The following is an 18525-nucleotide window of genomic DNA, read 5'->3' as shown; positions in this document are numbered from 1 at the left end:
GGGTAGTTCCTGGGGCGGGCGCTCCGGCTACTTCGTCCAGGGCCAGTCCGCGTTGCGGCCCGCGTCCAGGAGCGGGATCAGCGCGAACGCGGAGTCCGTGAGGCCGCCCAGGGTGTGCCGGTTTCCCGACCCGGACCGCATGGCACCGGCCTTGTACCCGGCCATGTTCCACATGTACACGGGCACGTTCTTGGGGATCAGGTCGTCGATCGCGGTCTCTCGCGCCCCGCCGTAGCTGGACATGTTCGACGGCAGGTAGCCCGGCCGGGTCTGCTCGTCGGTGACGATCAGCACGCGGTCGTGGCCGCGGTAGTGCTTGGCGACCGCCGACGGGATGTCCGTGCCGCCGTCCTGCCCGAATGCCTGAATGAGCCGCAGCACGCTTCCGCCTCGCGGCACCCCGATCTGCCGGCTGGATCCGCCGAACTCCACCAGCGTCGCGTCGGAGGCCCGCAGGGCGAGCGCCGACCCGAACAGCGCGGCCTGCTCGGCCAGGGAGATGTCCGAGGTGTTGGCCGTCGAGTAGTGGTAACCGGGGAACATCGACGGCGACCGGTCGACGAGGATCAGCGTCCGGCCGGGCAGGGAAGGCACGTTCGACAGCGACGCCGTCAGCGCCTTCTCCAGGGCGTGGCCCCAGCGCAGCGACGTGACGTGCTTGTGCGCGGCCCAGAACCGGAACGGGAACTGGCGCGAGCGGGCCACCTCGGCCGGGTCGGCGAGGCGGCCCGCGACCTGCTCGGCAACGGCGTCGGAGACGCCAGCCTGGTCGAAATTCCGCAGGTTCCGCAGCAACGCCATGTACCCCATCGACGGGATCACGGCTTCCCACTCGGTGGCGCCGAGCGGTCCCTGCAGCCAGCCCGCGAGGGACTCCCACGTCATGCCCGCGTCCTTCAGCGCCAGCTGCGCCCCGGCGGTCTTCAGGTAGGCCCGGCGCTCCCCCGCGGGGATGGTGTCGAGGAACGCCCGGGCGTGCAGGACGCCGAGACCCTCGGGGATCGGATTGTCGCGGTTGTGCCGACGGTCGAGGGCGTGCTTGAACAGGTCGCCCTGCCAGGCTGCCTTGGGGCTGGGGTGGGTGAGTTCGAGGACGTCACCGAACCGGAAACCCTTCGACGGGCTGTCGTACTTGAGGAGCGCCCGCTCGGTGTACAGCTGCCCGATCGCATCCTCGATGCCGCGCTTGACCGGCTTCGGCACGTTGCGGCCGAACTGGCTGGTCCAGTAGGCAAGGAGCTCACCGGGCTCGTCAGCGCGCTGGAGGACGGAGGCGATGACGGCCCGGTTGGTGGAGGTGCTGTAGGACAGCGCGTCGCCTTCCCACTGACCGGCACGGTCGTGGGTCTCGTGCTGGCGGGGGGTGCGGCTGCCGGCTGCGGCGAGGCGGGCGTGGACGTACTCGGCGGCGCCGACGAGGGATGCGGTGCGCAGGTTGCCTTCGGTGCGCAGCCAGCGCAGGAGGCTGGCGGTCCAGTCGGGGTCTTCGACGGCGAGCTTGCGGACGAGCTGCCGGTAGCGGTCGTCGCGGTCGCCGGCCTTCTCGTAGAAGGTGTCGGTGCCGACGGTGTTGGCGACGGCGAGGAGGAAAAGTTCGCTGCGGTCGTCGCGGAGGTGGCCGGTGGCGCCTTCGGCGGTGCGGGTGGTCGCGCCGGTGGTGGTCACGGGCGACGTCGAGGCGGGCCGGGTGCTGCGGGTGTTGAAGCGGGACAAGAGAAAACCCCTCACTGTGGAGGGGAGGCTTCAGCATCGGGATGCCCGAGATCGAGGGCGGATACGGCGACAAGGCGTCCTGGGCCGCTAGACGACACCAGCTGTGAGGCTGGCGGCGGGATTCGAACCCGCGTCTCCCTCTTGACAGGAGAAGTAGCCGTGTCCTGCGCACCGGGCATCCCGGATGCTGTGCCTCCCGAGATCAATGCGGACGGCGGCGTGATTCATTCCAAGAAGTAGCCGCGGTCCTGCGCACCGGGAGGTGCATGAAGTTGTGTGCCCAGAGATCGAGTTCGGCAACAGGGGTGTGTTTTGGAGACAGAAGTACCTGTTGCCTGCGCACCTAGGCGATGACCAATGTACTCCGAACGAGGGATTTCGCATCCCAGTTGATGGCGTGTCGGTTGGTCAGCGGTTGGGTTCGGTCGGCGGTTCGGGTGCGGGGGTGGGTTGGGGCTGCTGTCCGTTGCCGTTGGCGTAGGCCATGATGGGCGTCTCCCTGCTCTGTGATGGGTGGTGGAGGGCCCGGGGCGGTCGGCTTGCTGGCAGGCGTGGCGGCCGCCCCGGGGCGTGGTCAGTGGGCCGTGCGGACCCGGGAGCCCTCGATGGTGGCGCCGGGGTACTGGGCCTGGGCGGCGGCCTCGACGCCGGACAGGAGCTGGTCGCCGCTGACGCCGGCGGGGCCCACGCCGTCGGCCTGCACGGTGACCTGCTCGCCGGACGTCGTACGGATGTCGACCTGGGCCTCGTAGCGCTGGGTGCTGGTCATCTGTCTTCTCCTTGGTTCATTCGATGGCGGAACGGTGTGGGCTGGCCGAGGTGCGACCGCCCCGGGGCGGGGTCAGGCTTCGGTGGTGTAGCTGCGCGGCCCGTGGGCGGACCAGGTTCCGGGGGTCCAGGACCGGGTGGCCCCGGTTAGGTCGTCCGCCCAGAGCCGGGCGGTGAGGGCGTCGGTGTCCGGGTCGGGGTCGAAGGGCCCGTCGTGGTAGCCGATCTGGCTGCCGTCGGTGGAGAGGAGCCAGCCCCAGCGCCGTTCCGGGCCGACGCTGCCTGAGGTGAGGGTGTGGGTCGGCATCGGTCAGGCCTCCGTCGTGTAGTGGTGGCCGTAGGCGCCGTCGTGGCCGGGGTCCTCGACGCGGGTCCAGGTGACGGTCCGGCCGAGCAGTTGGGCGGCCCAGGCCTGGGCGGCCCGGATGTCGTCGGCCTGGGGGGCGTGGAAGGTGGGGTGGACCTCGCTGATCTCGCGGTCGTCGGAGACGAGTTCCCAGCCGTAGCTGTCGACGTCGTAGTAGCCGGGGGTGAGGGTGTACTGCATGGTGGTCCTCTCGATCAGTTGGCTCATCAGGGCAGGGGTCAGGCCGGCTGGTGGGTGGACAGGCGGGCTTCGGCTGCTGCGAGCTGCTCGGCGATGGTCATCGCTGCGGTCCTCTCTGCATGGTGGTCGGCGGTACGGATGGAGCGGCTCATCGGCTGTCGTCGACGGGCAGCGCGCGGCACACCTCGGCGTGCTCCTGCGCGGACTTGCGGGCGGCCGGGAGCGTCTCGGCGATTCGCTGGGCCGTCTGCTCGTCGGTGTCGGAGTAGTAGCTACCGGTTCCGTGCCAGTGGTCCCACGTGCAGCCGCGGCAGATGAGGCTGAGGCGGCCCCGCTTGAGGGCCTCGTCGACGATGTCGACGGTCAGCTCGCGGTCCGAGATGCCGGAGCCGGCGACGGTCAGGTAGCGGGCGATGACGGTCATGACGCGTTCTCCCATTCGATGATCGTGGAGCGGTCGGGATCGGTCGGGTCTGCCTTGGGCCAGAACCCTGTCTGGGCGGCGGCCTCCGAGCGTTGTTGCTGTTGTTGTTGCTGGTCAGGACCGGCAACAACGCCCGCGAGGGGCTTGCGGTCGGGGTCGGGGAGTGGGGGTACGTCGCGGAGGTAGATGCCCTTGGAGGGGCCGCGGCCGGGTACTCGGCAGTCGGTGATGGGGATGTTGAGGGTGGCGAGGAGGGCCCGGATGGGGGCGGTGTCAGCACCCTCTTCGCCGGTCCATGCGGCGGCGATCTGGACGAGGTGGATGCGGTCGTTCTTGCCGGGTTCGGTGCCGGGCATCAGCTCGTGGAGGAGGGCGAGGAACTCGGTCTGCTCGTCGGCCTCGTCGGGCTCCTTGGTCGCTTGGGGCGCTGCCGGGTGACCGTCCTGCTCCGGGACGGTCCCCTTGGCCGACTCGGTGCGCGGGATGGTGTTGCCGAGGACGAGGGCGGCGAGGACCCAGAGGGTCAGTCCTCCGGTGAGGATGGCCGCGTGGTGGCCGTGGAGCATCGGCCACACGATGACGGCCGCGACCACTGCGGTTCCGGCGGCGACCAGGAGTGGATGGGTGGGCCGCTCCCCCTTGAGCTCGTCCAGGGCCTTGGCCCGCTGCTCGGGGTCCTTGATCTCCCCGGCTTTGGCGCGGCGTTCCTTCCATGTCGTCAGGGCCTCGGCGTGGCTCGCCTTGGCCTCCTTGTGGCGGGCCTTGAGCGGGGCCAGCATGCGCCGGTTTCCCCGGCCGATGGCAGTCAGTGAGACGCCTTCGAGGTAGTGCTTCATCAGGCACCCAGCAGGGACTTGAGTACGGAGCCGATCACAGCAAGGGGAAGAGCCCACAGCCCGCCAGCCGCGGCGTACACGCTGGGCAGGGTGGGGCCGAGGATGCTGTCCAGGATCGGCCGGGGCTTGGTGCCGAACAGGATGATGGTCAGGATCGCGGCGACAGCACCGACGCCGACGTTGCCGAACGCCTGGCTCTGTGAGGTGAAGGCGTGGGTGAGTGCGCCGCCGACCGTGCTCGGTGCGCTGAAGGCCTGGCCGGCGCCAGCGGCGAAGACTCCGAAGAGGATCATCCACCAGGCGGTGTGGTGGTCCTCGTGCTTCTCGGCGAGCTTGCCCTTGCCTCGGTGGCCGATGATCACCCACACCGCGATGGCCAGGCAGATTCCGCCGGATCCGAAGGCTCCGAAGAGCTCGGTCATGGTGCTCGACTCCTTTGCTGTCAGTGGTGGGTGGTGAGGGCGAAGAGGGGGGTGAGGCCGAGCACGGCGAAGAGGGCGGACGCCAGAGGGACGCGGACGAGGCACAGGTAGAGCACGGCGGGGCCGCGGACCTGGGTGACTCGGACGTGGCCGCCGCCGCGCATCTTGTGGTCGAGCAACCAGCTGAGGAAGACGGCGCCGACGCCGACCGGGAGCGGCAGGTGGGTGAGGGCTTGGGGCAGGTGCAGGAGGTAGCCGGCGGCCGCGGAGGCGGCGGTGAGGATGCACCAGCGCCGGAAGCGGCGGGCGCGTTCGGTCTGGGGCTGGCGCCACAGGATGGAGGCGTGGCGTTCGGCGGAGCGGCGTTCGCGCTGGTGCCGGGCCTCGCGTTCCTCCGGGGTCTCGCCCTGTTCCTGGTACGTGTCCTCGCGGCGGCGCCGGGCGTTCGCGGCCTGCTCCTGCGGGGTCTGGCTGATGAGGCCGTGCAGGTTGTGGCGGACTCGGCGGACCCAGGGCTCGCTGTGCTGCTCGGCCTGCTCCTCGGCGTCGTCGGCGGGCTGGCGGGGCTTGCCCAGGTCGACCGGCCCCGGCTTGCTGGTGCTGGGGTTCCAGGGGCCGTTCTTGCGCCACCACTCGGGTTCGGGCTGGGCGTCGGGCGCGCCGATGGTGGGCGGGGCGGTCGGGGGCGGGGGGACAGTCACCGGTTCCACCCCCCACGGCGGGCCAGCTGGCGGATGAAGTACCAGGTCAGTCCCGCGTCCACCAGGAGCAGGCCCCGCCAGATCAGTTCCCAGATCATGTGTTTTCTCCAGTTCGGGCAGGGCGGGTTAGGAGGAGCGCCACCAGGAGCGCGGGGGCGGGTCGGCTTCGAGGGCGGTCCGCCGGCGGGACTTGGCGTCCATGGCGGCGTTCCCCTTGCGGTCGGCGTCGCGGACGTCGGCGGCTCGGCGCTGCTGGCGGGAGGTGGCGGGTTTGGGGGTGCGGCCGAACATCACGCGTACCCGCCGTTTCCGTGGCGCCGCTCGTACTCGGCGCGCTGCTGCTCGGTCTGGGCGGTGGCTTCGGCGGCCTTCTTCTTGGCCTCCGCAGCTGCCTTGGCCGCCTTCTTCTTCTCCAGGGAAAGCCGGTGCCGGATGTAGGCGGTGTCGGCGGGGCGGCCCTGCTGTGCGAGGGCGGTTGCGATGGCCTTGGCGGGGGTGTCGAGGCCGCCGAGGTGCGTGGCCATGGTGGTGATGGCGTCGGCCTTGGTCATGCCCTTGACCTGCGGCGCATTCGGTGCCGTATTCGGGCGCATCTGGGCGCCGATGGCGGGAGCGGGCGCTACCGGGGGCTGGGGGACGCGGTTGAGGGTGATGGTGGGGACGGCGGCTTCGCCGAGGATCAGCGCGACGTCGAGGGTGGAGACGGTGATGCCGTAGACGGCGAGCATCTCGGCGATCTCGGCGTGGCTCATGTCGGGGTGGGAGGCGGCGGCGATCTCGACGGCGTCGGCGGGGTCCATCTTGCTGAACTTCTCGCGGAGCAGGGCGCGGTGGTCCTTGCGCTCGACGGCGGATGCGGGCGGATGCGGCACGGATGCGCCGCTGGTCACGTGGCTGACGGCCTGGTTCTTGAGCGCCCGGTAGGCCTTGCCGCCGGCGAGGGTCCAGCCGAGGAAGCCGTAGGCCGGCATGCGCATCGGGGTTTCGCCTCGGGCGGTTCGGCAGGCGGCTCGTTCGGCGGCCCAGGAGAGGGCGGAGACGATGAGGAAGGCGACGGCGGGGGAGGCGTACAGGACTTCGGCGGGTCGGCCGCCACCGGTGAAGCGGGCGTGGACGACGTTGAGGTAGATGCTGGTGGCGACCATGCCGAGGGTGGCGAGGACGGGCGCGGCGGCGGAGCGGTCGTCGCGGACTGCGTCGGTGGCGAGCTTGAGGCAGACGTAGGCGACGCCGTCGTAGACGAGGCCGGCGGCGATGGCGAGGAGCATGGGGACGTCGTAGTGGCGGGCGACGACGTACAACGACCAGGCGGCCATGAGGGCGGCGGCGGTGCGGACGAGGTTCATGGCCGCGGTCCAGCCGATGGGGTCGGCGGTGTCGTCGGGCGGGGTGGTGGTCATGGTGGTGCGCTCCGGGGATTGGGGTGTGGCGGGGTGGCCGGGCCCGTGCTGGGGGGCGGGCCCGGCCGGTCCGGGAGGGTGTTAGGCGGCGTAGGCGAGTCGCCGGGTGAGGGCCTTGTCGTCGCGCTGCCGGACGTTGTCGATGCAGTCCAGGCAGAAGGGCTGGCCGGCGTGTTCGCGGATGTCGCGGTGCGGGACGCGGTCGGGGCAGGCGTTGCACCGCACGAGGTCGTCGTCCATTAGGCGTCCTCGCCGAAGGCGCGCCACGCCGCGGGGCGCGCGGTGGGGTCGAACCAGTCGAGGCCGATGTGGGGGGCGCCGAGGAAGCTGGTGGGCGCGGACGGTTCGGGTTCGCGCGGGTCGGCGGTGTCCTCGGCGGTGGCCTGGGTGGGGTCGTCGGGTCCGGTCACTGGGGGCTCCCATTGGGCTGCGGGGCGCGGGTGGTGGCCGGCACGGTGTGGTGGCGCGGGCTGCCGGGGTACGTCGACGTGCTGGTGTCGCGGGACGGCAGCGGCGGGGTGGTGTCGCTGGTGGCGGCGGTGACACTACGATCGGGCATGGTCCTGTCCTCGTGCTTGACGGTGGAGGGTGGGACTGGCCCCGGCCATGTGGCGTCGCAAGCGCCGGCCGGGGCCTTTGTGTTGCTGCAAGCACTGTGAGTGCCGCATTGCCTCCACTGTAGGGGTCCCCTACAGTTAAGGCAAGCGGCCGCTACGAGAAGGGGCCGAAATGGGCGAAGAGGAGGTACGGCAGGTGACCGACGCCCTTGAAGCGGTCGAGAGAATCCCCGACCTGGAGGAGCGAGTCCGCACCAAGAGCCAGATCATGGCCGACCAGGTGAAGCGCAACCGAGCATGGGCACAGGAGCGCAAGGAACTGATCGAGCGTCTACATGGCGAGGGTCACTCCTACCGGGCGATCGCCGACCGTCTGGGTATCAGGCTGAGCACCGTGCAGGACGTGTTTCGCGGCTACACCGGATCGGGTACTACCCGGCCGAAGAAGTCGGCCGCCGACCCGTCTTCAGCCTGACGCATCCTCGCGCATCACGGCCCCACCCAGCGTCCCGGGTGGGGCCGTTGTCATGCCGTTGACCTGCGGCGCATTCGATGCGCATTCGCGCCGCATCCAGGCGGCGGATGAGGTGGAGCGGACGGCCGCGCGGGTTCTGAGCGCCCGCACGGCAGGATCGCTGCGGGTAGCTACTCGCCGTCGTTCGGCGCCGACTGGTCCTTGGTGGCCGCCAGGCCTGCCGCAAGGGCTTCGATGGAGGTGCGCAGCAGCGGCAGCCGGTCGTCGGGTACGCCCCAGCGCTGGCCGAGCTCGGCCGTGAGATCGGCGGCTGGTGACGTGGTGGTGGGCGCGCCGATGTCGCTCTGATCCATGATCCCCGTGCCGATCAGGAGGTCCGCGACGGATACCCCGACGGTGCGCGCGATGGCTTTGAAGTGCTCCGGGCTTGGGATGCTCGCGCCGTCGAGCCAGCGGCCGACCGTGCTGCGTGAGACGTCGCATGCGTCGGCGAGGCTGGCGCGGCCGCCTCCTCGCTGGCTGTCGACGTCGAGGCCGGCGGTGCGCATGGCTTGCTTGAGCCATGCGGCGAAGCGGGGGGCTGAGGTCATGGCGGCCTCCGTGGGTTGTTCCGGTTGGGCAAATGGTCGCATGGATGCAATCTCTGGCGCGCGGGCACCGCTCCATAGATTCCGTTCACGGCTTTAGTTGCGTGAATGGCACTTAGTGCTTAGGCTGGAAGCACCAGAGACCACACTTCTCCGGAAGGCCCTCCCATGGCTCACCGACTGAACGCCGACAGCCTCCGCAAGGTGGCCGCCCGCGCAGGAGACACCACCGACTACCGCATCGCGAAGCGCTCAGGGCTGGCCCGTGCCACCCTCTCGCGCCTCGTCAACGGCCGCGTCGAACCCTCGGTCACGAACGTCATGCGACTCGCAACGTGCTACGGCGTCACCGTCGAATCGCTGCTGCGCCCGTTCGACTCCCCGGCCAACCTCGCGGCCTGAACGAAGAAGGGCCCGGTGCGCTAACACCGGGCCCCCACACCAACGCGCCCGCCAAGCCCGGAAAGCCGAGGGCGCAGAACTGGAGCCTCACCATGATGGCACCTTCCACTGCCATGCCCAAGACCCGGCCCACCCCCGTGGCGCTCACGCCGGCCCTGCCCGATGATGCCGCCTGCCCGCTGCGCATCCACCGCATCCCCGAGGGCATTGTCGCCGCGTACTCCGAGGCACAGCTCGACCGGCCCTCCGCCTGGCAGCTCCTCCTCGACCTGTTCGGCGACCTGTTCGACGTCACCCCCGACTTCGCGGCGGTGACCCAGTGACCGAACTCGCCGCCCTCCCCGACAGCACGTACGGCGCCGCGGCCCGGATCGCCGCCACCGCCGACGACGCCCGCACGCTCGGCTACGTGAACGTCGAGACCCGTTACGAGCCGCAGACCGGCTACCACACCGTTTCTGGTGAGCTGCCGGCTGAGTCGACGCAGCGGACGGTCGACCGGATTCTCGGCCGCTGACACGCCCACGGGCCGCCCCGTGTTGGGCGGCCCTCCTCTCCCTCACCTGTACCGCCACCCACGCCGTGGCGACGACACGCGGAGACCATCCCACGTGAACACCACCGTTGCCGGATCCGGGGTCCCGACTGGCCCGGAATTCTCCGGAAGCCTGATCCAGAGGGCCTGGGAGGCACCCGAAGAGGTTGTCTTCCCGCGCTACCTCATCGACGGTCCCGGACTTCAGCCGGAGGACATCGGAGTCCTCGCCCACCTGTTGCTGCGAAACCCTGGCGCTCCGTCGAGCGTGGCGGCCCTCGCCGCCGAGTGCCGGCAGCGAGGCTGGAAGATCAGCGAGTACGCGATGCGCGGCATCGTGAAGCGCCTCAAGACAGCCGGCCACATCCAGCAGGACCGCGTCCACAACCCGGTCTCGGGTCAGCTCGACTGGGTGTTCTCGGTGTACCGCAACCCCGCGAACAACCAGAAGTACGTCGGCTCGGTCGACGGACAACTTCCCAGCTCGCGCCCATTCGTTGGGAGCCAGCAGATGGAGACGGACCATTCGTTGAGAGCCAACGAATCAGCTGGTCAGAGCCATTCGTTGGGAGTCAACGAATGGGGCACCAGTCGTTGGGAGCCGACGAATGGTGAGGGTCGCGTTTCCGCACGTCGGGGCCGATTCGTTGGGAGCCAACGAATGGAGGCTCTCCCCCCACACCCCCCGGAGGAGGTGGATACCTCCTCCCCCAACCCCCTCACGCAGCCGGTTGCGCCGGCGGGGGAGGAGGAGGCGGGCTTCACCGCCGAGGAGACCGCGGCCGCCGAGTTGTTCCTCCAGCAGCTGCCCGCCCCGTGGGCGGCCGGGCGCCGTACCGCGGCCCGGCTCGCTCCGAAGCTCCTGGAAGCCGCCGCCGAGCAAGGCTGGGACCTCGGCCAGGTCCTCGTCGCGGAGCTGACGAAGAACCCGGACGGAATCAAGAGCTTCAGCCGCGTCCTGGCGCTGCGCATCGACGACTTGCCGCTGCGCTCCGCCGTCACCGCCCCGGCCAGCGGCCGCCGCCCTGCAGTGCCCGCGCCTTTGACCGACCTGCCGGCCTGGTGCGAAGACCTGGACTGCGACCGGGAGACCCGCCGCCGCGCGGTCACCGACGACCGCGGCTTCACGTACACCGGCCCGTGCCCGGACTGCCACCCCGACTCTGCGACCCGGAAGGACGCCGCATGAACCCGGACCCGTACGGCGATGAGCCGCCGGAGGGCGAGCAGGACGCCGACCCGAGACCGCGGGACCTGGCCGCCGAGCGGGCCGTGATCGGGGCGATGCTGCTGTCCCGCAGGGCCGTTGACGAGATCGCCCCGGTCCTCGGCGACGGCGAGGCGTTCTACCACCCGGCCCACGCGAAGATCTACGAGACGGTGCTGCGCCTGCACGACAACCCGGGAGGGGTGGCGGCGGACCCGATCACAGTGGCGGCGGCGCTGCGCACCAGCGGCGAGCTGCTCCTGGTTGGCGGCGAGACCTACCTGCACACCTGCGTCTCGGCGGTCCCGACCGCGGCGAACGGCGTCGACTACGCCGACATCGTCCACGAGGTGTGGCAGCTGCGCCGCATGTACGAGATCGGGCACCGGCTCACGGTGCGGGCCCGGATGCCGGAGGCGTCGCCGGACGAGGTCGCGGCGGCGGTCCTGGCGGAGGTGCAGGCGCTGTTCGGCAACGGTGCCGGCGGCAAGGTCGAGAAGCTGTCGGTGGCGGAGCGGTGGGAGGGTTTCGTTGACGAGTTGGAGCAGGAGGACGACCCGTCGGCGTTGGACACGCCGTGGCCGGACCTGAACGAGCACATCCAGTTCAAGCCGAAGGAGGTCACGGTGGTCGGCGCCGCCACGTCGGGCGGCAAGAGCTTGCTGGCGATCAACCAGGCTGCGCACGTGGCGTTCCGCCGCAGGCAGCCGGTGGTGGTGTTCTCGATCGAGATGGGCGGCAACGAGCTGCTCGGGCGCATCACGTCGTCGGAGGCGAACATCGAGCTGAGCAAGCTGGTGCGCCGCAAGCTCGATGACTTGGAGTGGCGGAAGATCGCGAGGATCAGCGACCGCATGACCTCCGAGGAGGCTGCGAACTTCGTCATCGACGACTCGCCGTCCATCACCATTCCGAAGATTCGCTCCCGGATCCGGTGGATGGTCTCCCAGGACCGCAAGCCCGCCCTGGTGGTCGTCGACTACGCGCAGATCGTCAAGCCGCACGGCCCGAACGCGGGCAAGAACCGCACTCAGGACGTCGCGAACATCTCGATCGGCATGAAGGAGATCGCCGACGAGTTCGAGGTCCCGGTGCTGCTGCTGGCGCAGTTCAACCGCGGCGCGGTCGGCCGGCAGCCCCTGGTGTCGGACTTCAAGGACTCGTCGCAGATCGAGCAGGACGCCTCGACGGTGCTGCTGCTGCACCGCGAGCTCGACGAGGAGGGCAATGACACCGGGGCGAACGCGGGCAAGGTCATGGTGATCATCGCGAAGAATCGGAACGGGCAGCGTGGCGTGGAGACCTGGCTGCAGTTCGAGGGCCGGTACGCGTCGCTGCGCAACCTTACGACGCAAACGCCGCCCCGATAGGCGAGTTGAACGCATTTCGTCACGTCAGCGGGCTACCCGCACGCCCGCAACACTGGAACAATTCATCACACACCAGGAGGTTTCGCCCATGAGCAACTCCCTGCCCACCGCCCGCTGGCGCTCTCGAACGCCCACTCGTAGCGGCCACATCGACCCGCCGAACTGGCGGCCCATGTCCGAGACCCGTATCGGCAACAACGGGCCGAGCACCGTTGCCGGCCGCGTCGAAGAAGCCGAGCATGACCGGCGGCGCCGCGAACACAATGTCCACCTCCAGCCCGGCACCCTGGTCATCCGCGACCGCGCGCCCTACCGGATCGTCGAGATCCGCGAGCAGCCGCACGACCTGTGGCCGGAGAAGTTCGAGCACTACTGGCGGCTGCACCACGACCTGTGGGCCGCCAACCCCGGCAGCCGCCCCGAGCCGACCAGGGAAACGTGGCGAGACCGGCCCGTGGTCGTGGTCCTCACTCCGGACGGCGGGGGCGAGGAACGACACATGATCGGGCCGGCGTCGCATGACTGGCCGGTGCTGCCGGAGCACTACGCGGTGTGCCGGTCGTGTGGCGAGTTGCCGCCGTGCCGGGAGGAGGAGCTGGACCGGGTGGTGAGTGCGCAGCTCGCGAAGTCGGAGCGGCTGCTGGCGATTCCGGCGGGGAACTGCATGGGCTGCGGCGAGGCGATCAGCTCGCGGCAGAAGTCGGTGCGGTTCCCGGGGCCGAACTTGTGGCGGCCAGATCTTGCGGCGGGTACGGCTCGGTTTCATGCCCGCGGGGAGTGTGCTCACTGGGTGGATGCGTACCGGGGTCAGTGGATTGCCCTGGGGGCCCCTGCAAGCGCCGAACAGCCGGCGTTGCCACTGGGGGAGGGTGACGCCGCGTGAGGCCGTTCATGGTGGCATCAGGGGCCGCAGGGGGCCGCTGGAGGTGAACTCTTCCCGTCCGTCCCGCCGGAGGTGCGGCCACATCCGCGCCGCCGGCCGGGCAGCGCGAAACGCCGCGCGGCGTCGGCCGGCGGCTGCGGGGCGGTGCGGGTCAGGGCGTGGGCGGCTTGGGGCGCTTGGGCAGCTCGGCGTCGGGGCGGCTGGTGTGCCATTCCATGAACTGGCGGAGCAGGGCGGAGCGGTCGGCGCCGACCTCCTTGGCGGACTGCTCGAAGTCGTCCCAGAGCTGCTGCTCGATGCCGCGGAGTCCGCGGACTGGGTGCTTGTGCATGTTGGCCATGGCCAGATCATCGCAGGGTGGTTGACCACCTGTCCAGAAGGTGCTTAGCTATGGGTGGTCAACCACCCCTGATCTGTAAAGATTGGATGATCGACGATGTCCGAGGACTTTGAGTTCGCCGCCTTCAAAGACTTCCAGCCCGGCGACCGCATCCGCTTCTGGACCAACGACAACGGATACGGCGGCCTCGGCGAGGTCTGGCGCACCGGCACGGTCCGGAAGGTCACAGCCAAGACCATCGCCATCGACTGCGACCGCAACCTCCTCGGTGACCGCGCCACCATTCGACTGGCCGACTGGTCCCGCCGCTGCCCGATGAAAGCGGTTGCCACCACCGAGGACGGCACCCACTTCTGCCTCGCCTGCGGTCAGGTCTTCGAGAGCACCACACTCCTCGACGCCCACCAGGACGAGACCGGCCACGAGAAGGACGCCGAGACCGCCCAGCAGAGGGCCGCCACCGCTGCGGCCGACATGCGCCGCAAGATCGCCGCCCGCTCCACCGAACAGCTCTGCTATGACCTCGCACTCACCGACGGCATGCCCGTCACCGACCCCGCGGTCCCAATGGTCCGCGGCTGGCTCATGGGCGAACTGGAACAGCGCGACCCGGTCGCATTCGACGCCTGGGTCTTCTCCGACGAGAACCTGCCGCACCGCTTCTTCGGCATCGCCCCCAATCAGCTCGTCTGATCAACCATCACCCTGCACCGCCCACAAGATCGGACCCCACATGAGCGACAAGCCCGGTCTCACCTGCCCGCCCACCTGCCGAGGCGGCACCCGCACCAACTGCCCCCGCCGGCCCAACTGGCGGGCCCGCGAACACGGCGACACCTCACCCCGCAACTGGCTGTGGGTCTGCCACCGCCACCTCGCCACCACCTGCGCCGACTTCGGCGAACACGCCAAGATCGACGTCGTCCGCGTCGGCTGCTGACCACCAAACCCGGAGCGAGCCGTGACCAACCTGCCCGCCATCATCGCCGCCTACGAGCAGCACAAGGAGCAGCAGTGAGACTCCGCCAGGCCCACGCCCTGATCACCACCTCCGCCGAACTCGAAGCCGCCGGCATCGGCATCGAGATGCATCCCTTCGACGCCGAGGCGCCGCACACCATCCCCGACCACATGACCGGCTCCGTCGAGTACAACGACCCGGACAACCCGACCCGCGACACCCGGACCTACAACATCGACGTCTACCCCGGGCCGACCGACGACGAGATCGGCGTCTACGTCAGCTTCGGGCTCGGCGTCGGCGGATCGCCCGTACTGGACCGCACCTTCGAGGCGCTGAGCAAGGCCGAGGACGCCGACTCGTACGACCACGGAACCAGCGACATCGCCAGCCTGGTCGTCGCCGCAATCCGCGAGCACGAGAAGCCGTTCGAGGCCGCGTATGAAGCGCGGACCGGAAAAGGGCGCTCGGCCTGTGACGGCCAAGGCGTCGCGATCCGCCCGGCCGAGGAGCAGCCGTGACGATCATCAAGGACTGGCCCCTCTACGAAGCCAGCGCAGCGCCCGAATCCATCAGCGAAAGCCTCGGCAAAGCCCGCGCCCAGCGACGCCGCCTCGACCGTGACATCGCACGCCTCGAAGAACTCCTCGACCGCCGCACCCGCGAACGCGACGCCGGCACCTGGCCCCCGAAGGAGCAGCAGTGACCACTGACGCCGAAGCCCTGATCGAGCGGATGAAGAGCCGCGACCCGCAAGAGCTCGAAGCGCTGCGCCACGAGGCATGGTCGCGCAACGACGCATGCCCGGTGTGTGACGGCACCGGCGGCGACCACCAGATCGGCTGCGACAACTCGACCACGGAGGCCTGAATGGGCGCCTATGACTCGTACTTCACCGGACACATCACCATCGCCCCGCCCCTCACCTGGGCGCAGATCAGGAACAGCACGGCGGGCCCGCTCAACGACCTCCGCATCGGCACCGCCGAGACCGTCGACCACACCCCGACCGGCAAGGTCACCACCGTCATCGGCGAGGCCATCGTCCCGCTCACCGAGTACGGCGCCTACGGCGGGCACCACATCCACACCGAACTGCAGGCCATCATCGACGGCTTCCCCGAGCACCAGTTCGCTGGCGCCATCGAAGCCCGGCCCCAAGACCCCGGCGGCGACCCGTGGCGGTACATCGTCCGCGACCGCACCGTGATCCGGCAGGTGCCGAAGACCACCTGGATCGACAGCGAGGAGCAGCAGTGACCGCCATGGGTGAGCTCCGGGAGGCGAAGGAGCAGCTGCGCACCGCGCTGCTCCGCGGCGTACGCGGCACCCTCGCCGGCGAGCGCGCCGACGAACTGATTGACCGCCACCAACACGCCCTCAAAGCCGCATACCGCGAGAAGCTGTCCCGGCCGGCACGCGGGGATCAAGTCGAACAGTGGCTCAAAGCCAAGCGTGACCGCACCCCAGCCCGCACGCTCGCCTATGACCTGCTGGAAGACCTGCTCGACGAGTACCGGCTTCACGCCGACACCGGAACCCCGCTCGACCAGCACGCCTGCGAGAACGGCAACCGCGACGACTGCTACGGCTGCTACGAGGCAGCCACGAAGGAGCAGCAGTGAACACCGACCGCGAGCAGATCGCCGCCGAGGAAGCCGAGTGGCGGCGCACCGGACGTATCCGCTGCTCCGACTGCCACACCATGGTCCCCACTCGGACCTTGGAGACCCTGCCCGACCACGGATGCAGCCGCCGGCAGGCCGCGCGGCGTCAACGGCTCCGTGAACGCCTCAACGAGGTGCAGTACGTGAAGAACGCCATGCTGGCGGAACCCGGTGATCGGAGGCCGGACGATGAGTGACCCCTACGCGGCGGTCGAGATGATCCTCAGCCTGATCCCCGAGCAGCACCACGACCTCGCACGCGAGTACCTCCGAAACCACCACCCGAGTGCCATCCTCCAGTACGCCTCGCAGTTCCGCCTCCCGCTCACCAACACCGTCGGCGGCTACGGCGAGATCACCATCCAACGCGGAGAAGACCTCTACCACGACAAGTGGGCTGTCACCGACGGCGCCTTCAGCGGCTGCCGAGCCTGGACGGAGGCCGACGGCTGGACCGCCGGCTCCGGATGGCAGTACATCAGCGACATCGGCCGCGCCAACGCCTACCGCTACACCTTGCAGGAGGCCTTCGAGGTGGCGCGCCGCGTCGTCGAGATCGAATCCGCCTGCAGCGAGGCCGAGGTGGCCGCAATCCGTGCGCGGATCGGGGGCCAGGCATGAGAGCCGCGACGACGCACGACTACGGTCCCGGGAAGCGGATCTGGGGCCACGACTACGCCATCACCCGCACCATCGACGGCGGCCAGCAACTCAAGGCCTCCGGCTGGGGCCCGGGCGGCGCCCGCATCCAGCAGGGTGACTACCTGCTCCTGCAGAACGGCAACCGCGACACCCGCTACCGGGTCGCCGAGGTCGAGTACTGCCTCGACCCGGCCGACATGTGGCACGCCACCTTGGACTTCGCCCCGCGGTAGGACACCGGGAAGGAGCAGCAGTGAACAGCGACCACGACCAGCTCTACGACGAGTCCCGCGACCAGCGCCCCTTCGCCAACGGGACCGAAGGCTACGGCTGGTTCGCCGCGAACTGCGAGACCTGCATCCACGACCGGCCCGCCCGCCACGGCGACGAAGGAAACGGCTGCCCCCTCATCGTCCTTGCCCTCGTCGGCCGCACCCCCGCCCAGTGGCTCGACGGCCCGCGCGACGAGAACGGCCGCTACTCCATCGCCAGCCAGTACACGTGCACCGAGTACCGGCACGAAGACGACGGGCCGGCCGACCCGCGGCCGATCCCGACGCCACCCGGGCAGGGCGAGCTGTTCGCCCGTGACGGCTTCGAGGGCCACAGGATGCTCACCGCGGTACCGGAGTCAGACGCGGCCCGGGCCTGACGCCGCCGACCCCAACACCGAAGAAGAAGGGCGTTTCCCGGACCGCCTGCGGCACGTTGTCCGGGCAGGTACGGTCCCACATGCAGGGGCGCCCAGAACAGGGGGACGAGCATGAGCTACGAGGAACGCATCGGAGACCTGATCGCCACCCGCCGCCGATTCCTTGGACTGTCCGAGGAGGACGTGGCACGCAAGCTGGCCGACACCAGCGGCTACACCCCCACCCGCACCGACGTATGGCGATGGGAGACCGAATACGAAGGACGCACACCGAGCCCCCAGTATCTGCCCCACCTGGCCAAGGTGCTGGAGCTGGACGAGGCGCGGCTGCGCCGTGCCCGCGCCGCCACGAAGGCCGCCCGCCGGTTCCGGGTGCAGGCCCCGGTCTCCTCCGCCGAGGTGATCGCCAGCCTGTTGCCGGCCGACACCGAGTTCTCGCCGCTCGGCACCAGCACCGGGAACACGGTCGGCTCAGCCGACGCCGAGGCCCTGCTTCGCCGCGTCCACGGGCTGCGCCTCGCGGACGACGTGCTCGCCGGCGGAGACCTGGTGGAGACCGTCATTCGGGAACTGCGTTCGGCCGTGCGCCTGCACAACGACACGAGCCACACCGAAGCCGTCGGACGCCAGCTGCTGACCGGCGTGGCCGAACTCGCGCAGCTCGCCGGATGGGTCGCGACCGACTCCGCAGGCAAGGCCGACCCCGTGCCACTGTTCCGCACCGGAGTGGCCGCGGCCACGCAGGCCGGGGATGGTCCCCTTGCCGCGCATCTGCTGGGGTCGTGGGGGTACTGGGAGGCCAACCGCGGCGATATCCGACGCGGCCTCGGCCTCGTGCGTGCCGCGGAGCACGAGGCCGCGGGGGGACCGGTCCGCGCCCGATCCCTCACCGCTGCTCGCGTCGCCTGGGTCTCCACCCTCGCCGGAGACCAGCGCGCCGCCCTGACGGCGATCGATACTGCCATGGACCAGATCGACGCGGCCGACGAGGAGATGGCTGCCATGGCTGACCCCCGGCTGTGGCTGTACTGGGTGAACCGGGACGAGCAGGAGGTCATGCAGGCCCGCGTCTACACCCAGTTGCGCCGCCCGCTGCGGGCCGTTCCCCTGCTGCGGAAGGTGCTCGCGACCTATGACGCCAGCCACGCCCGCGAGTTCGCTCTCTATGCCTCCTGGCTGTCTGTGGCGCTGGCCGACGCGAATGAGCCGGAGGAGGCCGCGAAGACCGCTCACCGCATGTTCGAGGTACTTGCCGGCGTCCCGTCGTCCCGTGCGCAGGACCGCTCCAAGGCTGTCATCGGTGCGCTGCGCCGGTACCGAGAAGTGCCCGAGGCCGCCGAGGTCCTGGTCCAGTGGGAAGCCTGACGTCCGCCCTGGAAGACGTTTTGGAAGACGCTGCGGCACTGTGATCGTCGGCTGACGGTGCGTAACTTCGT

The 18525-nt window shown here is 70.0% G+C and carries 34 protein-coding genes; 19 read left to right on the top strand and 15 right to left on the bottom strand.

Annotated features, from left to right (window positions below):
- Positions 1-27: 27 nt before the first annotated feature.
- From ACIRVF_RS08225 to ACIRVF_RS08165, 13 genes are all read right to left on the bottom strand, one after another.
- Positions 28-1713, bottom strand: a complete 1686-nt coding sequence (locus tag ACIRVF_RS08225) for a TROVE domain-containing protein (RefSeq protein ID WP_402815382.1) — start codon at positions 1711-1713, stop codon at positions 28-30.
- A gap of 574 nt (positions 1714-2287) precedes the next feature.
- Positions 2288-2482 carry a hypothetical protein gene (locus ACIRVF_RS08220; RefSeq protein ID WP_402815380.1) on the bottom strand — a complete coding sequence of 65 codons (195 nt, stop codon included), beginning with the start codon at positions 2480-2482 and terminating at the stop codon, positions 2288-2290.
- 72 nt (positions 2483-2554) lie between these two features.
- Entirely contained in the window at positions 2555-2788 is a 234-nt protein-coding gene (locus tag ACIRVF_RS08215; RefSeq protein WP_402815378.1) for a hypothetical protein, read from the bottom strand.
- Positions 2789-2791: 3 nt separating this feature from the next.
- The gene (locus tag ACIRVF_RS08210; RefSeq protein WP_402815377.1) at positions 2792-3055 is read right to left on the bottom strand and encodes a hypothetical protein; all 264 of its coding nucleotides are present in this window, start codon (positions 3053-3055) and stop codon (positions 2792-2794) included.
- Positions 3056-3176: 121 nt separating this feature from the next.
- Entirely contained in the window at positions 3177-3467 is a 291-nt protein-coding gene (locus tag ACIRVF_RS08205) for a hypothetical protein (protein WP_402815375.1), read from the bottom strand.
- Complete coding sequence (locus ACIRVF_RS08200) at positions 3449-4231, bottom strand: hypothetical protein (RefSeq protein WP_402815373.1); 783 nt, start codon at positions 4229-4231, stop codon at positions 3449-3451. Before ACIRVF_RS08200 ends, ACIRVF_RS08205 begins: the two co-directional genes overlap by 19 nt.
- A 56-nt stretch (positions 4232-4287) precedes the next feature.
- On the bottom strand, positions 4288-4710 hold the full coding sequence (locus ACIRVF_RS08195; RefSeq protein WP_402815371.1) for a hypothetical protein: 423 nt from the start codon (positions 4708-4710) through the stop codon (positions 4288-4290).
- A 20-nt stretch (positions 4711-4730) separates the two neighbouring features.
- Positions 4731-5411: a hypothetical protein gene (locus ACIRVF_RS08190; protein ID WP_402815369.1), complete on the bottom strand. Its 681-nt coding sequence runs from the start codon at positions 5409-5411 to the stop codon at positions 4731-4733.
- Between the two features lie 126 nt (positions 5412-5537).
- On the bottom strand, positions 5538-5702 hold the full coding sequence (locus ACIRVF_RS08185; protein WP_402815367.1) for a hypothetical protein: 165 nt from the start codon (positions 5700-5702) through the stop codon (positions 5538-5540).
- A complete protein-coding gene (locus ACIRVF_RS08180) occupies positions 5702-6811 on the bottom strand; it encodes a hypothetical protein (RefSeq protein ID WP_402815365.1) in 1110 nt (369 codons plus the stop codon). Before ACIRVF_RS08180 ends, ACIRVF_RS08185 begins: the two co-directional genes overlap by 1 nt.
- An 81-nt stretch (positions 6812-6892) precedes the next feature.
- Entirely contained in the window at positions 6893-7051 is a 159-nt protein-coding gene (locus ACIRVF_RS08175; protein ID WP_402815363.1) for a hypothetical protein, read from the bottom strand.
- Positions 7051-7221, bottom strand: coding sequence for a hypothetical protein (locus ACIRVF_RS08170; protein WP_402815361.1), 171 nt, complete (start codon positions 7219-7221; stop codon positions 7051-7053). The genes ACIRVF_RS08175 and ACIRVF_RS08170 overlap by 1 nt, the downstream gene beginning before the upstream one ends.
- Positions 7218-7370, bottom strand: a complete 153-nt coding sequence (locus ACIRVF_RS08165; RefSeq protein WP_402815359.1) for a hypothetical protein — start codon at positions 7368-7370, stop codon at positions 7218-7220. Before ACIRVF_RS08165 ends, ACIRVF_RS08170 begins: the two co-directional genes overlap by 4 nt.
- A gap of 194 nt (positions 7371-7564) precedes the next feature.
- On the opposite strand from ACIRVF_RS08165, the gene ACIRVF_RS08160 reads away from it, so the two are divergent.
- Positions 7565-7843, top strand: coding sequence for a helix-turn-helix domain-containing protein (locus tag ACIRVF_RS08160; RefSeq protein WP_402815358.1), 279 nt, complete (start codon positions 7565-7567; stop codon positions 7841-7843).
- 170 nt (positions 7844-8013) lie between these two features.
- On the opposite strand, the gene ACIRVF_RS08155 is transcribed toward ACIRVF_RS08160, so the two are convergent.
- Positions 8014-8433 (bottom strand): helix-turn-helix transcriptional regulator, encoded by a 420-nt coding sequence (locus ACIRVF_RS08155; protein WP_402815356.1) that lies wholly within the window; start codon positions 8431-8433, stop codon positions 8014-8016.
- Between the two features lie 165 nt (positions 8434-8598).
- On the opposite strand from ACIRVF_RS08155, the gene ACIRVF_RS08150 reads away from it, so the two are divergent.
- The 6 genes from ACIRVF_RS08150 (at position 8599) to ACIRVF_RS08125 (ending at position 12827) form a co-directional block, all read left to right on the top strand.
- Entirely contained in the window at positions 8599-8832 is a 234-nt protein-coding gene (locus ACIRVF_RS08150) for a helix-turn-helix transcriptional regulator (protein ID WP_360328148.1), read from the top strand.
- A gap of 113 nt (positions 8833-8945) precedes the next feature.
- On the top strand, positions 8946-9155 hold the full coding sequence (locus ACIRVF_RS08145; RefSeq protein WP_402815354.1) for a hypothetical protein: 210 nt from the start codon (positions 8946-8948) through the stop codon (positions 9153-9155).
- Entirely contained in the window at positions 9152-9349 is a 198-nt protein-coding gene (locus ACIRVF_RS08140) for a hypothetical protein (protein ID WP_402815352.1), read from the top strand. The genes ACIRVF_RS08145 and ACIRVF_RS08140 overlap by 4 nt, the downstream gene beginning before the upstream one ends.
- A 94-nt stretch (positions 9350-9443) precedes the next feature.
- Entirely contained in the window at positions 9444-10556 is a 1113-nt protein-coding gene (locus tag ACIRVF_RS08135) for a MarR family transcriptional regulator (RefSeq protein WP_402815350.1), read from the top strand.
- Positions 10553-11944 carry a replicative DNA helicase gene (locus ACIRVF_RS08130; RefSeq protein WP_402815348.1) on the top strand — a complete coding sequence of 464 codons (1392 nt, stop codon included), beginning with the start codon at positions 10553-10555 and terminating at the stop codon, positions 11942-11944. The genes ACIRVF_RS08135 and ACIRVF_RS08130 overlap by 4 nt, the downstream gene beginning before the upstream one ends.
- An 88-nt stretch (positions 11945-12032) precedes the next feature.
- Positions 12033-12827, top strand: coding sequence for a hypothetical protein (locus ACIRVF_RS08125; protein ID WP_402815346.1), 795 nt, complete (start codon positions 12033-12035; stop codon positions 12825-12827).
- A 151-nt stretch (positions 12828-12978) separates the two neighbouring features.
- Here ACIRVF_RS08125 and ACIRVF_RS08120 read toward each other — a convergent pair whose 3' ends face one another.
- Positions 12979-13167 (bottom strand): hypothetical protein, encoded by a 189-nt coding sequence (locus ACIRVF_RS08120; RefSeq protein ID WP_402815344.1) that lies wholly within the window; start codon positions 13165-13167, stop codon positions 12979-12981.
- 96 nt (positions 13168-13263) lie between these two features.
- On the opposite strand from ACIRVF_RS08120, the gene ACIRVF_RS08115 reads away from it, so the two are divergent.
- The 12 genes from ACIRVF_RS08115 to ACIRVF_RS08060 all read left to right on the top strand — a co-directional run bounded on the left by ACIRVF_RS08115 (position 13264) and on the right by ACIRVF_RS08060 (position 18454).
- Positions 13264-13860 carry a hypothetical protein gene (locus ACIRVF_RS08115; protein ID WP_402815342.1) on the top strand — a complete coding sequence of 199 codons (597 nt, stop codon included), beginning with the start codon at positions 13264-13266 and terminating at the stop codon, positions 13858-13860.
- A 40-nt stretch (positions 13861-13900) separates the two neighbouring features.
- Positions 13901-14107: a hypothetical protein gene (locus ACIRVF_RS08110; protein WP_402815340.1), complete on the top strand. Its 207-nt coding sequence runs from the start codon at positions 13901-13903 to the stop codon at positions 14105-14107.
- Positions 14108-14181: 74 nt separating this feature from the next.
- Positions 14182-14649 carry a hypothetical protein gene (locus ACIRVF_RS08105; protein WP_402815338.1) on the top strand — a complete coding sequence of 156 codons (468 nt, stop codon included), beginning with the start codon at positions 14182-14184 and terminating at the stop codon, positions 14647-14649.
- Positions 14646-14834 (top strand): hypothetical protein, encoded by a 189-nt coding sequence (locus ACIRVF_RS08100; RefSeq protein ID WP_402815336.1) that lies wholly within the window; start codon positions 14646-14648, stop codon positions 14832-14834. Before ACIRVF_RS08105 ends, ACIRVF_RS08100 begins: the two co-directional genes overlap by 4 nt.
- Positions 14831-14998 carry a hypothetical protein gene (locus ACIRVF_RS08095; RefSeq protein WP_402815334.1) on the top strand — a complete coding sequence of 56 codons (168 nt, stop codon included), beginning with the start codon at positions 14831-14833 and terminating at the stop codon, positions 14996-14998. Before ACIRVF_RS08100 ends, ACIRVF_RS08095 begins: the two co-directional genes overlap by 4 nt.
- Entirely contained in the window at positions 14999-15388 is a 390-nt protein-coding gene (locus ACIRVF_RS08090) for a DUF6205 family protein (protein ID WP_402815332.1), read from the top strand.
- Positions 15385-15753, top strand: coding sequence for a hypothetical protein (locus tag ACIRVF_RS08085; protein ID WP_402815330.1), 369 nt, complete (start codon positions 15385-15387; stop codon positions 15751-15753). Before ACIRVF_RS08090 ends, ACIRVF_RS08085 begins: the two co-directional genes overlap by 4 nt.
- Entirely contained in the window at positions 15750-15992 is a 243-nt protein-coding gene (locus ACIRVF_RS08080) for a hypothetical protein (protein WP_402815328.1), read from the top strand. The genes ACIRVF_RS08085 and ACIRVF_RS08080 overlap by 4 nt, the downstream gene beginning before the upstream one ends.
- The gene (locus tag ACIRVF_RS08075) at positions 15985-16416 is read left to right on the top strand and encodes a hypothetical protein (RefSeq protein WP_402815326.1); all 432 of its coding nucleotides are present in this window, start codon (positions 15985-15987) and stop codon (positions 16414-16416) included. The genes ACIRVF_RS08080 and ACIRVF_RS08075 overlap by 8 nt, the downstream gene beginning before the upstream one ends.
- Positions 16413-16670, top strand: coding sequence for a hypothetical protein (locus ACIRVF_RS08070; protein ID WP_402815324.1), 258 nt, complete (start codon positions 16413-16415; stop codon positions 16668-16670). Before ACIRVF_RS08075 ends, ACIRVF_RS08070 begins: the two co-directional genes overlap by 4 nt.
- A 20-nt stretch (positions 16671-16690) precedes the next feature.
- Positions 16691-17089, top strand: a complete 399-nt coding sequence (locus tag ACIRVF_RS08065; protein ID WP_402815322.1) for a hypothetical protein — start codon at positions 16691-16693, stop codon at positions 17087-17089.
- Between the two features lie 111 nt (positions 17090-17200).
- Entirely contained in the window at positions 17201-18454 is a 1254-nt protein-coding gene (locus tag ACIRVF_RS08060; RefSeq protein WP_402815321.1) for a transcriptional regulator, read from the top strand.
- Positions 18455-18525 lie beyond the last annotated feature (71 nt).

It is taken from the genome of Kitasatospora sp. NPDC101157 (assembly GCF_044768255.1).
Taxonomy (GTDB): Bacteria; Actinomycetota; Actinomycetes; order Streptomycetales; family Streptomycetaceae; genus Kitasatospora.
The sequence above is the reverse complement of the archived record's forward strand: the minus strand, read 5'-3'. Positions and strand labels throughout refer to the sequence as shown.

Excerpts from the sequence above, each read along its gene's own strand:
- ACIRVF_RS08220 (WP_402815380.1), bottom strand. The coding sequence starts at position 2,482 with ATGACCAGCACCCAGCGCTACGAGGCCCAGGTCGACATCCGTACGACG.
- ACIRVF_RS08215 (WP_402815378.1), bottom strand. The coding sequence starts at position 2,788 with ATGCCGACCCACACCCTCACCTCAGGCAGCGTCGGCCCGGAACGGCGC.
- ACIRVF_RS08210 (WP_402815377.1), bottom strand. The coding sequence starts at position 3,055 with ATGAGCCAACTGATCGAGAGGACCACCATGCAGTACACCCTCACCCCC.
- ACIRVF_RS08205 (WP_402815375.1), bottom strand. The coding sequence starts at position 3,467 with ATGGGAGAACGCGTCATGACCGTCATCGCCCGCTACCTGACCGTCGCC.
- ACIRVF_RS08200 (WP_402815373.1), bottom strand. The coding sequence starts at position 4,231 with ATGCTGGCCCCGCTCAAGGCCCGCCACAAGGAGGCCAAGGCGAGCCAC.
- ACIRVF_RS08195 (WP_402815371.1), bottom strand. The coding sequence starts at position 4,710 with ATGACCGAGCTCTTCGGAGCCTTCGGATCCGGCGGAATCTGCCTGGCC.
- ACIRVF_RS08185 (WP_402815367.1), bottom strand. The coding sequence starts at position 5,702 with ATGTTCGGCCGCACCCCCAAACCCGCCACCTCCCGCCAGCAGCGCCGA.
- ACIRVF_RS08180 (WP_402815365.1), bottom strand. The coding sequence starts at position 6,811 with ATGACCACCACCCCGCCCGACGACACCGCCGACCCCATCGGCTGGACC.
- ACIRVF_RS08175 (WP_402815363.1), bottom strand. The coding sequence starts at position 7,051 with ATGGACGACGACCTCGTGCGGTGCAACGCCTGCCCCGACCGCGTCCCG.
- ACIRVF_RS08165 (WP_402815359.1), bottom strand. The coding sequence starts at position 7,370 with ATGCCCGATCGTAGTGTCACCGCCGCCACCAGCGACACCACCCCGCCG.
- ACIRVF_RS08155 (WP_402815356.1), bottom strand. The coding sequence starts at position 8,433 with ATGACCTCAGCCCCCCGCTTCGCCGCATGGCTCAAGCAAGCCATGCGC.
- ACIRVF_RS08150 (WP_360328148.1), top strand. The coding sequence starts at position 8,599 with ATGGCTCACCGACTGAACGCCGACAGCCTCCGCAAGGTGGCCGCCCGC.
- ACIRVF_RS08145 (WP_402815354.1), top strand. The coding sequence starts at position 8,946 with ATGCCCAAGACCCGGCCCACCCCCGTGGCGCTCACGCCGGCCCTGCCC.
- ACIRVF_RS08130 (WP_402815348.1), top strand. The coding sequence starts at position 10,553 with ATGAACCCGGACCCGTACGGCGATGAGCCGCCGGAGGGCGAGCAGGAC.
- ACIRVF_RS08125 (WP_402815346.1), top strand. The coding sequence starts at position 12,033 with ATGAGCAACTCCCTGCCCACCGCCCGCTGGCGCTCTCGAACGCCCACT.
- ACIRVF_RS08120 (WP_402815344.1), bottom strand. The coding sequence starts at position 13,167 with ATGGCCAACATGCACAAGCACCCAGTCCGCGGACTCCGCGGCATCGAG.
- ACIRVF_RS08115 (WP_402815342.1), top strand. The coding sequence starts at position 13,264 with ATGTCCGAGGACTTTGAGTTCGCCGCCTTCAAAGACTTCCAGCCCGGC.
- ACIRVF_RS08110 (WP_402815340.1), top strand. The coding sequence starts at position 13,901 with ATGAGCGACAAGCCCGGTCTCACCTGCCCGCCCACCTGCCGAGGCGGC.
- ACIRVF_RS08090 (WP_402815332.1), top strand. The coding sequence starts at position 14,999 with ATGGGCGCCTATGACTCGTACTTCACCGGACACATCACCATCGCCCCG.
- ACIRVF_RS08075 (WP_402815326.1), top strand. The coding sequence starts at position 15,985 with ATGAGTGACCCCTACGCGGCGGTCGAGATGATCCTCAGCCTGATCCCC.
- ACIRVF_RS08070 (WP_402815324.1), top strand. The coding sequence starts at position 16,413 with ATGAGAGCCGCGACGACGCACGACTACGGTCCCGGGAAGCGGATCTGG.
- ACIRVF_RS08060 (WP_402815321.1), top strand. The coding sequence starts at position 17,201 with ATGAGCTACGAGGAACGCATCGGAGACCTGATCGCCACCCGCCGCCGA.